The 12,366-nt window shown below is 42.0% G+C and carries 9 protein-coding genes; 6 read left to right on the forward strand and 3 right to left on the reverse strand.

The features are described 5' to 3' along the window. Window positions 1-351: 351 nt before the first annotated feature. Window positions 352-915, reverse strand: coding sequence for a tyrosine-type recombinase/integrase (locus tag FIV04_RS26460; RefSeq protein WP_152471395.1), 564 nt, complete (start codon window positions 913-915; stop codon window positions 352-354). A gap of 1,263 nt (window positions 916-2,178) precedes the next feature. On the opposite strand from FIV04_RS26460, the gene FIV04_RS26465 reads away from it, so the two are divergent. Next, window positions 2,179-3,369: a DNA-binding transcriptional regulator gene (locus FIV04_RS26465; protein ID WP_152471396.1), complete on the forward strand. Its 1,191-nt coding sequence runs from the start codon at window positions 2,179-2,181 to the stop codon at window positions 3,367-3,369. After that, window positions 3,344-4,315, forward strand: a complete 972-nt coding sequence (locus FIV04_RS26470) for an aldose epimerase family protein (RefSeq protein ID WP_152471397.1) — start codon at window positions 3,344-3,346, stop codon at window positions 4,313-4,315. The genes FIV04_RS26465 and FIV04_RS26470 overlap by 26 nt, the downstream gene beginning before the upstream one ends. A gap of 64 nt (window positions 4,316-4,379) precedes the next feature. Here the strand turns inward: FIV04_RS26470 and FIV04_RS26475 are convergent, their stop codons facing one another. Together FIV04_RS26475 and FIV04_RS26480 are read right to left on the reverse strand one after the other, a co-directional pair. Continuing rightward, entirely contained in the window at window positions 4,380-6,524 is a 2,145-nt protein-coding gene (locus tag FIV04_RS26475; RefSeq protein ID WP_152471398.1) for a glycoside hydrolase family 2 protein, read from the reverse strand. 123 nt (window positions 6,525-6,647) lie between these two features. Next, entirely contained in the window at window positions 6,648-7,178 is a 531-nt protein-coding gene (locus FIV04_RS26480; protein ID WP_152471399.1) for a YtfJ family protein, read from the reverse strand. Window positions 7,179-7,564: 386 nt separating this feature from the next. Here FIV04_RS26480 and FIV04_RS26485 point away from each other — a divergent pair, with 386 nt between their 5' ends. The 4 genes from FIV04_RS26485 (at window position 7,565) to FIV04_RS26500 (ending at window position 11,692) form a co-directional block, all read left to right on the forward strand. Then, window positions 7,565-7,789 (forward strand): hypothetical protein, encoded by a 225-nt coding sequence (locus tag FIV04_RS26485; RefSeq protein ID WP_152471400.1) that lies wholly within the window; start codon window positions 7,565-7,567, stop codon window positions 7,787-7,789. A gap of 559 nt (window positions 7,790-8,348) precedes the next feature. Beyond that, window positions 8,349-9,485 carry a BamA/TamA family outer membrane protein gene (locus FIV04_RS26490; protein ID WP_152471401.1) on the forward strand — a complete coding sequence of 379 codons (1,137 nt, stop codon included), beginning with the start codon at window positions 8,349-8,351 and terminating at the stop codon, window positions 9,483-9,485. A gap of 49 nt (window positions 9,486-9,534) precedes the next feature. After that, window positions 9,535-10,056 (forward strand): hypothetical protein, encoded by a 522-nt coding sequence (locus tag FIV04_RS26495; protein ID WP_152471402.1) that lies wholly within the window; start codon window positions 9,535-9,537, stop codon window positions 10,054-10,056. A gap of 61 nt (window positions 10,057-10,117) precedes the next feature. Further along, complete coding sequence (locus FIV04_RS26500; protein ID WP_172974348.1) at window positions 10,118-11,692, forward strand: methyl-accepting chemotaxis protein; 1,575 nt, start codon at window positions 10,118-10,120, stop codon at window positions 11,690-11,692. Window positions 11,693-12,366: the final 674 nt, after the last annotated feature.

Consider the following 12,366-nt stretch of genomic DNA (forward strand, 5'->3'; position numbering starts at 1 on the left):
AAATTTGCGTTAAAAAATAGCGGATAAAAATGACTATACCTCTAAAAGCTTCTCTATAGTGTTGGGTTTCCTACAAGCCGATTGTCTATGATTTCCAACAATAATCTGTGCTTTTATTGCTATGATAGCGACTAGAAGGCTCCCAAACTTAACCAATTAAAGGCCGGTTGATTTTATTTTTATGCGGAATATTAAACATTCGAATGAAATTTAAGCAAGCGAATCGGTACTACTTCATGATTGTTGTCATGGTAGGAGGGGAACTGGGCAACTTAGCTTAACTATTGTTTTTAATTAACTGATTTTTAAAGCATAAGTTGTTGAACAAACCTGGGTTTTTTTGATGAACTGTCACACCTCTTCATCGTACAAATCATCAATGTCCTTACTGTTAATCGTTAAGTATCGCTGTGTTATGTGCACTGAACTATGGCCAAGCAATGCCTGCACCTTTTCGATTGGAATCCCCCTCTCCAATATCAATATTGTTGCCTTTGTTTTGCGCATGCTATGGCTTCCTAGCTTGAGGCCTAACGGCTTCCCGACATCAGAGAAAGCTTTTAAAACGGTGTTTCGATGATACGATGCGACCCTATTCTTAACGCGGTTGGTCCCTTTCGACTGAAATAAGTATGTGTCTGTTGGGTATTTGGACGATCGCCTATTGAAAACTGCCATAGCTTTCTTATTAGGTCTGATTACCCTCTCCTTTCCTGTTTTAGACTCAATGAGAACGATTGTGTTATTTCGGTAGTTGTAATGCTCAAACTTAATCGCCATCAAGTCTGAAACCCTTAAAGCTACCTGACAACCGAAAATCCAGATATCTGCCATATCTTCACCATGATTTCTCATAAGTGCTCGGGCAACGGCATTACTCTCAGCCAGGCTTTGGCAACCGTCTACTTTCGCCATAAACGCTCTCTTTGTGCAAAAGTGCAAAAAAACAAAATACTAAAATTCGCACATAATATTAGCCCTTTTGGTGGCTACAAGCCAGTAATACAGGGAATCTCAAAAGTGCATTTGTAGATATTTTGCACTTTTGAATGGGGCTGTTTGCCGATATTGAGAGCTCTGGTGAGTCGAGAGCTCGGAGATTTCGACCCCAAAAATGTCATGAATTGTCGATGTTAAAATCTAAAAATAACGCCAAGATATTCCCTAAGATTGTCTTTACAATTTAAAGTTACTGGGTCACTTGAAGTGGTGGTAACAACGTCTTCTTGCAGTAATTGGCTTTTTTATCCCTATTTAACGAATCGCTGTACGTTTCTATAAAAGGCAGTAGTTGTATTTTTGTCGAAAAGGCAAAGTAAAGGGGCTTGTACACTGATAAGGCATAAAAATTCACATTGATTTTTAAGGTTAGTATCTTTTATTGAAGGTGTTGTCGATCTTGGGTACAGGTCAGTTGTGATCGCTAAATTCATAAAAGATGAGTAAAAGTCGCCATGTTCTTATGACATCAAACATGCCGTTTGCATATCTATAGTCTATGCGTACGTGGGCCGATAGGCTATGTGGCCTATATTCAGTGGCAAATCTCCTGAGCCAATGAGTACTTGCATCAATCAACAATATATAAGTTACAGTCTGCATTACTCTCACTGACCTTTTAAGGTAGGTGGCATTTTTGTTTTCGTCACATAAACCACTTAACGGGTGGTTTCTGTTAAATATCGTAATTGTATAGACTGAAATAGTGATAGATAGTAAAGATCTAAACGTTTGAGAATGCAGATATGATAGTAGAAATTGAAGTAGAAAAGTCTTTTGTGAAAGCCGCTGCTCTATACGACGAAGGGGATCGAATATCCGTAACGGGAACAAATGCTGAGCTTTGCCTCTGCCACGATGAGTGCCTTATCGTTAATCATATACGCAAGGCAATCGAGTCGCTGAAAGATTTATGTGACCTATGTTGCGCAGAGTTTATACGCTTATCCTCAAGAAGCTTCCCGAACATGTTCTCAAAAAATGAACTGGTCGGAGTGTTAGATGAGTCGCTAACACAGAAACTCGACATGCCCCCGATCCCGATTTATTTCGGTTAAACTTTTATCTGCATCACAAAAATTCATATGTGACGTTTCAATTTTCGATCACAAGTCTCATTACGTAGGCCTTTTAATAACTAAAATAAAGGACACGTTACTTTATTAGGTTGCTCAGGCTATGCAAACTCGTACTTATAGAATCGCGCTTCTCTTAAATGCCAACAAGGTTTATGACAGAGACATAATCACAGGTGTTGGTGAATACATTCGCCATTCGCACAAGAAGTGGGATGTTTATATAGAAGATGAGTTTATCGTATCTAAAGATGTCGCGGCCAATTGGCAAGGCGACGGGATCATTGCAGACTTCGAAGACATGGAGCTGGCTGATCTCTTGTCTAACAGAAGCATTCCAGTCGTTGGCGTTGGCACCTCATACCGTGATCCATCGAAATACCCTTCTACTCCCTATATTGCCTCCGACAATTATGCGGTAGTAAACAACGCATTCCAGCATCTGAAAAGTAAAGGCATAGACAAGTTTGCATTCTATGGTTTGCCTCATGTTGATGAGAAAAGGTGGTCATTAGAACGTGAGTCTATTTTCCGTGAGATCATGGAAAAAAATGATTATGACTACTGGGTATATCGTGGTCAGAAAACAACGACAAAGACTTGGGAATATGGCATGGACTGTCTTGCTGATTGGCTTAAGCAGTTGCCAAAGGGCACCGGGATTATTTCTGTGACTGATTCTCGAGCGAGACATCTCATTCAGGCGTGTGACAACGCCGGCGTCATTGTACCAGACGAACTTGCAATAATTGGTGCTGACAATGAGCGAGTCGTTCAGAACCTATGCTCAATACCTTTAAGCTCGGTTGACCAACCGTGTAAAGAGATGGGGTTTGTTGCGGCTAAAATGCTCCATTCAATCATCGAAAATAAGACACCAAAGAAGAAACATGTGGTCGTTTCCTCTAACAAAATACACTGCCGAGAAAGCAGTGATTACAGACCAGTAAAAGATCCCCATGTGATAAACGCACTGCACTTTATCAGAACTAGAGCGAAAGAAGGTATCAAGGTTTATCACGTACTTGACGAATTGAAGTTGTCACGATCGAACCTTGAGAGCCGGTTCAAGAAAGAGCTTGGATACACAATTCACAACGAGATACACGAAACGAGACTCAGATTAGCTTGCTCGCTACTAGAGAGCTCAAATCACCCCATCAATGAAATATACAGCATGTGTGGATATCCATCACTTCAGTATATGTATTCTGTTTTTTCAAAATCATTAGGTATTACTCCCAAAGAGTACAAGAAAAGGTCACAAAATGAAGCTCTACACACTAATAAATAACAACATTAAGGTTGATATTTCGCCTATTGGAGCGACTATCGCAAACTTCTTTGTTATAGGGGCTGACGGCAAAGAAACGAATATCGTATTGGGTTACGACAATGAACAGCAGTACCGAAAAAATGGCACTTACTTTGGGGCTGTTGTTGGCCCTGTTGCCAATCGCATCGATATGGGCGAATTCGAATTAGATGGTAAAAAGTACGCTCTTACTCAAAATGATGGAACGAATCATCTTCATGGTGGTAATGCGGAGCTAAACAACAAAGACTGGGACATATTAGAGCACAACGATAAAAGTATCATTCTTACTACGAATACCAATCAAGGCGAAGGAGGCTACCCTTGCGACATTACATTCCAGGTATCTTACTTTCTATCGTCTCATGGTGAGCTTGAGGTTCGCTATAAAGCGACCCCGGTGTCACGTTGCCCTATCAACGTAACCCAACATGCTTACTTTAACTTAAACGGCGGTGGCGACATTCTAGAACATTCTATGCGCATCAATGCGGACAGATACCTACCGGTGAACGAAAAGCTAATCCCAATTGGTTTTAGTGACGTTCAAGGTACGCCATTTGATTTCCGCAATTCTACGCGTATTGGCGAGTCATTGACTAAAAAGCATCACCAACTCAATATCGCGGGTGGCTTTGATCATTGCTGGGAGCTAAACGACGAAGAATGGTCAATAAGTGTCCACAGTCACATTACAGACATATGCCTTGAAGTTAAGACAGACCTTCCAGGTGTACAGTTCTACAGCGGCAATTTCTTAGAAGAAGAAGTCGGCCGTGATGGCGAAATATACCGTAAAAACTACGGTCTATGCTTGGAAACGCAGCACTTCCCTAATCAGATCAACACGAAGAAAGCTGAAGAATGCGTTTATGACTCTGCGAACCCGTTTGTGTCTACAACGGTATTTAAAGTGACTGCTTAATTCGTTTGTACAGATACAAAAAAGCCCCTCAATTGAGGGGCTTTCTTTTAACTCTCGTTATTATTTACTGTAATCGTCTCTCGAACGCATCGTAAATTTCTTGGTGAGTCTCAGTCATTTCATCATGATTCACTTTAACAACCTTACGGTTGTACGTCATCAGGCCGTTAATTTCGCCTTCAACATCCGTGATCTGAGTATATACCGTCGCAGCCAGACCTTTCTCAACAAGCGGCTTAACTTCGCCAATGATCAAAGCTTTGTACTGTTCACGGAAATCTTCGATTGAGTCAGTTTTGCCGTAACTGAAGATTTTGCCGTCAGACCACGCTTCCTCTTCTACTTTCCAAGTCTTACCACCAAATTCGCCAATAACGTTAGCACGGTAGTTTGCTGGGTCTTTAGGACACCATAAATCTTGCATGTAGATGTGGCAGTCGTAGATGTCACCAACGTTCTGGTCTTGTTCGCCAGATACGTTGTTGATTAGACGAGTTGCATCTTTGTTCTTAACGAAATCAGTCGCTGCCGCTGCATCGAATTGAGCCCAGTTTTCGTTGAATGGAATCCAACATACAACAGATGGGTTTACGTATAGAAGATCGATCATCTCTTCCAGCTCTTTGTAGAATTGAGCTTTGGAGTTTTCGGTACGATTCCAGCCTTTGTAGTCGTTGTCGCGTACAGTTACGTGCTTAGCACCGAATGGAGCCAGATGTTGAATGTAATCGAGCCACATTGAGTAAGAGCCAGATGTGAAGCTACCGGCGCTAGGCATATCTTGCCATACCATTAGGCCTAGTCGGTCTGCATGGTAGTACCAACGAGCACATTCGATCTTAATGTGCTTACGAGTCATGTTGAAACCCATAGCTTTAATTTGCTCGATGTCGAATATCAGCGCTTTATCAGAAGAGTGAGCGTACAGACCGTCTGGCCAGAAACCTTGATCTAGGGGACCTTGATGGAAGACTGGTTTGCCGTTAAGAGTAAGAACTACCTCACCGTTAATACGCGTTTTACCCACTTCACGCAAAGCAAAGTAACTGTCTACAGAGTCGACAACTTTATCGCCATCAAGTAGCTCTACACGAATCGTGTAAAGGTATGGGTTTTCAGGCGTCCATAGTTTTTTCTCATCAACAATAACAGTGATTGGAGCGCCAGGTTCGCCAACAAACTGTTTGCCATCGCAAAGCGTTGTGATGCGAGCTTTAATACCAGCAGTAGTAATGTTCGTTTTCGTCTCGATTACAGCGTAGCCTTTCTCAATATTTGAGTTGGCAAGAACACTTTCAACACGACAATCAGATACTGGCTCGATCCAAACTGTTTGCCAAATACCTGAGCTTGCTGTGTATGAGATATCACTTGGGCAAAGCGTTTGTTTACCTTTTTGACGAGCTTCGTCTAGTCGTTCGTTTGAATCAGTTGGATCGTACACAACCACAACTACTTCGTTTTCGCCAACGAAACTGATTGAATCAGTAATGTCTGCAGAGAATGGAGTATAACCGCCGGTATGCTCGATTTGGAATTGGCCGTTTACGTAAACTTTAGCATTCCAGTCAACTGCGCCAAAGTTAAGAACAATACGCTCACCTTTCCAGTCCGAAGGGATAGAGAAGTTACGCTTGTACCAAATCTTTTCGCCACCGTACACAGGGCGACCGATACCTGACAACTTAGACTCTACTGGGTAAGGAACAAGAATTTTGCCTGGGAAGTCTTGGTTAACGTCTTTCTCTTTTGGAAGAACGTTGATGTCCCATAGGCCATTGAGGTTCATCCAGCGCTCACGAGCCATTTGTGGTCGAGGGTACTCTGGAAGTGGGCATTTTTCGCCAAGTGCTTCAGACGTCCAAGGAGTCATATGGTTTTCATTACTAACATCCATTTCCCAGCCATTCTTTGACTGAGCTTCAAACCACTCTTTCCAATCGTCAGACTTTTTATTAGGCAGTTTTGCTTCTGGCAAGTCTCCACGCTGCATGAACTTGTTCCAAAGCTTAGATAGCAAAACAGGATTAAATTTACCCAGAAGACCAATTGTGGTTAGGAAAAGTGCGAATAGAGTTGGGATAGCGGCAACGACGTAAGCGGCGATAGCAAAATAGCCGTCCAACATGCCGCCGAGGAACGCAAGAACCATAGCGATTGCATAGCCTGCAGCCATTAGCATTCTAATTTTTTGTTTAATTTTATCCATTTTTGTTCCTTTAAAAACAAAAGCTCTGGCTCTCCAGAACTTTTGCTTTGTGGCTGTAAAACCGTTTTTTCAACAGCAAATAAATTTTGCTTAGTACTGCTCAATGATTTGTTACTTGAACGCTTATTTAATCAAATCAAAGACTTTGCTTTCTTCGGCTGCATCGATAAGACCTTCTTTGAGGTATGCAACCTTGCCGTCTTTTACGACAATAAGAGCCGCGCTTTCTTCTTGAAGCTCAAGCTCAGAGAAAAGGTCACCTTCGCGGTCAAGGACAACCATAGAAGAAGGATTTTTTAGCATCCCCTCTTCAATTGCGCCTTCAACGAACATGCCTGTGCCAAATGCTGAATCATCTTTGTTGACGATGGTTAATAGGTCAGTCTTCTTGCCAAGCTCAGCAGTAAAGTCGTCTCTAACTAGGTCGACAACACCTGCGCGGCCAGCCTTAGCAACGATAACCAGTGTCCCATTTGACTTGATGTCAGAAGTTGACCACTTGCTGTATTCAACACTATCCCCACTCACTGAGGCCAAACCGCCATCTTCAACTGTTGCCATTGGGATAGAGTCCCCAACGCCAAAAGTAGCGGCATGCCCAATAGAAGAAGAAAGAGCAGCGATAGTTGCTATAGCAATAAGTTTTGTTTTCACGGTATTTTCCTCGTCAGTTATTGTCCCGAAGAACAATGAACGATATCCATGTAAAAAAAATAGACATTGCGCAACTTTGCAAAATAGTAGACGCCATTTGTTAAATATCGTAAGTGATAACTTTTAAATTAAATACGAGAATTAAATTCGACAAAGGGGATATGCATGATGGGAAAGTAAAAAAATGATGGCATCAAGTTGCTATGGATATGGATAGCAACCCTGACAATGGCTTTCGTATATTTTTTCAAAGAGCATACGATATAAGAAGTAATCCCCCTGAACTTGATAAAAATGCAACTTTTTGACGTGTGACTAAAAAATAAACATCCAAATAGCGGATGATGTATTTATAATCTACCCTACGACATTTAAGGAGAACAACCATGGCGATGATAGCGAGCAAACTACTGGCCGGTGGGCTGGCAGCAGCAACAGCACTTGGTTCTGCCGTTGGCGGTTATGTTGCAAAAGACGACATTTCCGACGCCTCTCAGGTGGCATCGAAGTACATTGAGATGCGACTTGATCGTCACTACCAAGATTTGTCAGAAGAAGAACTCAATAAAGCATTGGGTCTGAGGTTCTCTAGTCAAGGTGGAAACCCGTAATCGAATTGAACGACAGCATACCTTTAATAAAGCGACAGAATTGTCGCTTTATTTTTATCTAACGGTCTGCGGAATAATAAATGAATCACTGCCATAGTTGCCGAACACCTCAAGTGTAAAGTGGTAACGTTTAACTGCGCTCACCCTCTATGATGACAAAAAAGACCACCCTTTTGAGTAGAGAAACGCTATTAAATGATGCTCGTTTTTTCTGAATATAAACCTAATTGATGCCTAACATGACAAGGTTTGATGATAAGTCAAGACGACGATACACCATATGCAATGTGATCCTTGTAGGGTTATGTTGTCCCAAATTCGACAATTTAGTGATATTCGTCAATATTTGAAAGGGTGTCATAGAGCAAGTCAATTGTGACAGGATTCACAGACAAAAGGCGTTCGACATTGAACGCCTTTTTTTGTTCAAAAATGAAACGAGACATTAAACACATAAACAATATAACGGATGTTATTTGTTAAATATCGTAATTTAGTAATAGCTCAAAAAGGCGCACGATTAGCTTTGTGTAAACAAACATAGGTTGAAAATCTAATAATGAAAAAACTACTACTTGCTGGTCTGATTGCTAGTGTATGTTCAGGAGCTGTTGTAGCAGCCGAAGATACTGAGTCTAAAAAAGAAGAAGGCGTTCGATTTACTGTTCCTGTCGGCCCATTCTACGACCCTATTTTTGACTTGGCAGGCTCTGTAATTCCGACATTCCTCTATGAAACAACAGAAGGTGCAGAAACTTCTCAAACTAGTCTTTACGGCATCTACGGTACTAACGGCAACTACGTAATCAAGGCGAACTCAAACAACTATTTTGGTTCTGACAGCGAGTGGCTAGTGTTTGGCGACCTTACGTACACATATGCCAAACTAGACGTTATGGACTTTTTAGGCCCTAACCCAACAGTGGAAGCAGAGCAAACCTCTCTACAGTTTGAATTTGCACCCCAATACAAAATCTTTGAAAACACTTATGTTGGTCCATCATTTTTCTACGCAAACACTGAGTTTGAACGCCCTACTATGGCTGCGGACAATTTAACCCTGCAAGTCATTCCAGATAAAAAAATCATGGCATATGGCGCCCAGATCACATCTGATTTCCGTAACAACAAACAGACTCCGACAGACGGTTTTTACTTCAAAGGCTTTGCGCGTAACGTTGAAGCGGAAAGCACAAATGGCCTAGATGCTGAGATGTGTCACTTTAACCCATTGGCACCTTGTGGCGGCCCGATTCTGTTCACTTTAAACGGCACAGATGAGTACTTAAATATTAACACCGATGCTCGTTACTACATGCCTGTTACTGACTCTACAACGGTAGCGCTACGTCAGCGTGTTGAGTGGAACGGTGATGATGCACCAGAGACTATCGCCGAGCTTAACCGCGTAGCTAACGGCTTCACAATGGAGATCGCAGGTCGCTCTGCTGTTGGTGCTGATGTGGAAGTTCGTACTTGGATTACTGATAAAATCGGTGTAGTGGGCATGGCTGGCGTTGCTAAGGCGGTTGACGTTCTTGACACTGGTGACGATTCTGCTCATTTCTCTTTTGGTGGTGGTCTTCGTTACATGCTAGTTCCTGAAGATAAGCTATCTATGCGTCTTGACGTGACATACAACGACCAAGAAGAAGACAACATCCTTGTATTCTTCAATGTTGGCGAAAACTTCTAATCTTGTTCAACAGCATGGGGTTAGCCCTGCGCTTTTTAGGTAAAACAATATGGATTTAAAATCGCAATACGAAGCGTTGATTTTGAAAGGCGCTAGAAACCAAGTTCTGATCAACGCGATAATCAACGCACTTGTTCCAGCTGCGACGATGAGCGGCATGGTTAAGATCTTCGAAGTTGGCGGCATGGTTCAAGACTTCTTAGTTATGAATACATTCCTTATTTTCTTTGTATTCATCTTTAGTCGACTTGATATCGTAAACTGGCGTAAGAAGAACAACGCTAAACCTATCGATTTCGATGAGGTGATGCACAAAGGATTAAAAAAGGCGATGACTCGTCATCCCCTGGCTGAGTTCTTTTTGATGTATTTCAAGTACACAGCATTTACCGCTGTCCCGGTGATTGCTCTTTGTCACTATATTTACGGTGATGCTGGTATCCCAGTCGACCACTTTGTATTTATCAAAACCGCATATGCTGTGCTTCTAGCTAACGCCTGTGCAATGCGTGGCGGGAAGTTAGGCTCACTTGTTACCCCAAAGGAAAAGGCTGAGGGCGTATACGCCTAAGCCGAATTAAAAAATAAAAAGCGCTCTATTGAGCGCTTTTTTTATGACTATGGAGTGTAAAATGAAAAAGTACTTTCAAAACCTATCGATAAGATCGCAAGTGATGTTGCCTGCAATGCTAACCGGCTTCACTCTCTTTTCGGCGATCATTTACACCGTCGTTGACATGAGTAGACAAATAGAAGAGATAATTTCACTGACTCTCAATTCATCAAATAACTCTACCGCCGTTTCTAAGCTCAACTTATCGATATTCAGTATTAAGACCGCGGTACTGACGGCGGAAACTGAATCTGAAGCAAAGTTAGAAATCGATAAGCAACGAAAGTTAATAAGCTCAATTTTGACTAATGCTGAAGGGGAAAGCGAGCTTTTGGTTAAGAAATCGATAGAGTCTCTGATTGAGTCTGTAAGCAACGAAAACCTTCACTTGATAATGATCAGAGACGATGCAGCTAGACATCGTATGAAAAGCGCGACAGAAGCAGCGAGCACGGCAATCAATCGTTTATTTGACAGCTATCATGCAAAGACACAGCTGGCGATTAAAAAAAGAAGGGATATTGAACGCGAAAGCGCGCCGTTTGGCGTAATGCTTGTTGTTTCACTGTTGGTGATGACGATATTCATCCCCTACTTTGTTTCAAGGCTTATCACCTCACCAATAGACATCATTCGCTCAACAATGAAAAAAGTATCGAATGGTGAGCTTGATGTCAGGGCGAATGTTGACCAAAAAAACGAGCTTGGGTTTCTTTGCAACGACATTAACTTAACCATAGACAAACTGAGCGAGATATCAGAGTCACTCATCTCTGTTGGTGACAGTGTAGCGTCTTCCTCTACTGAGTTATCAACAGTAATGCTTCAAGCAACACAAAATGCAGCAGAAGAAAATAGCCAAGCTGACTTAATCTCGCACTCGATTAGCGAACTATCGTGTACAGCAAAAGATGTTTCTGAAAATGCAGCCAGTGCGGAAAGTGCGGCGAAAGAAGCGATCGGGTTATCAAACGATGGCAAGATGGCTTTCGAAAGCAGTTACCAAAACAGCCTTGATTTGAGCAAGGCTATCTTAGAAACGGCGGGTACTATTGAGGTTCTTGCTAAAGAGTCCGATAAAATTGGCGAAGTGATTAGCGTTATCGAAGACATATCCAATCAAACAAATCTACTGGCTCTAAATGCGGCCATTGAGGCGGCCAGAGCGGGCGAACAAGGTCGAGGGTTTGCGGTTGTGGCTGACGAAGTTCGAACACTAGCAAGCCGAACACAAAAATCCACTGAAGAGATTCAAGGCATTATCGAGTCACTTCAAAATCGAGCGAACGATGCCAATGAGCGCATGTCGAAAAGCCTACATGAGATGGAAAATAATAGAACGGTGATGCTAGATGCAAGTCATTCAATTAATGGCATTGCTCTCTCCATTGACAAGATTAACGAGGCCAACTCGATGGTAGCCGCAGCCGCTGAAGAGCAAAGAGCGGTTACAGAGCAAGTCGGAGTTAGTATTGAATCCCTACTGCAGCTTGTAAGTGAGAATGTGGCTGGTATCAATCAGATTTCTCAAACAGCCGATGAGCTATCTTGCTTATCTGAACAACAAAAGCAGGAACTATCCTTCTTTAAATAAAACAAGGCCTCTCAATTGAGAGGCCTTTTTTCTGATTGTAGACAAAAAAAAGCTCAAGCGAATGCTTGAGCAAAAATGTAAGTGGCTAGACTTATCTATGAACAATTAATATCTGAGTGAGGTAAAAAAATTGCCGCCTCATGCTCCCCTTTCTCAAGATGAAGCGGCTGTGCATCGGCCCAATGAATGCTATGGGGTTCATTCGAGTTCCCGCACAAAAAGTTCCCCAGTTCAATGGGCTTGATTGTGCAGATATTTAACAGCAAGTTAAATTACGATAATTGACAATTGATGATTTCAAGATGTTTTGTGTGCGTTAAGGCATGTATTTTCGTCACGGTTACGCAGATTCGAATGGCTTTATTGCTACTTCAACGGAACTCAATTCAAGGGTTCAGCTATCACCAAAGAGTGTACGAAACAGAGTTTTAAGATTAAGCGAATTGCTACGTTTGTTCTTCTATGAGGAGGCGCAGCTCTACTTAGAACGAGGCCACCTTTGACGTTTAACATAGAATACAACTAACAACAATTTGAAGGTGAAAAAACCAACATGCATCATGCCTAGGTTTTATTAAAATCATCTGGGAATCTGACTAATAGCAGTGCTACGTTACCCCTCGTAATTATTTGTTACAGGACACAAAACAAAGTCATTTTCTTAGCTCTGTACT

Origin of the sequence: Vibrio sp. THAF190c, from assembly GCF_009363355.1 — a bacterium.
Lineage (GTDB): Bacteria > Pseudomonadota > Gammaproteobacteria > Enterobacterales > Vibrionaceae > Vibrio > Vibrio fortis_A.

Bases quoted from the DNA above. Each gene is read 5' to 3' on its own strand.
- FIV04_RS26495 (WP_152471402.1), top strand. From the start codon at position 9,535: ATGGATTTAAAATCGCAATACGAAGCGTTGATTTTGAAAGGCGCTAGA.
- FIV04_RS26460 (WP_152471395.1), bottom strand. From the start codon at position 915: ATGGCGAAAGTAGACGGTTGCCAAAGCCTGGCTGAGAGTAATGCCGTT.
- FIV04_RS26485 (WP_152471400.1), top strand. From the start codon at position 7,565: ATGGCGATGATAGCGAGCAAACTACTGGCCGGTGGGCTGGCAGCAGCA.
- FIV04_RS26500 (WP_172974348.1), top strand. From the start codon at position 10,118: ATGAAAAAGTACTTTCAAAACCTATCGATAAGATCGCAAGTGATGTTG.
- FIV04_RS26465 (WP_152471396.1), top strand. From the start codon at position 2,179: ATGCAAACTCGTACTTATAGAATCGCGCTTCTCTTAAATGCCAACAAG.
- FIV04_RS26470 (WP_152471397.1), top strand. From the start codon at position 3,344: ATGAAGCTCTACACACTAATAAATAACAACATTAAGGTTGATATTTCG.
- FIV04_RS26475 (WP_152471398.1), bottom strand. From the start codon at position 6,524: ATGGATAAAATTAAACAAAAAATTAGAATGCTAATGGCTGCAGGCTAT.
- FIV04_RS26490 (WP_152471401.1), top strand. From the start codon at position 8,349: ATGAAAAAACTACTACTTGCTGGTCTGATTGCTAGTGTATGTTCAGGA.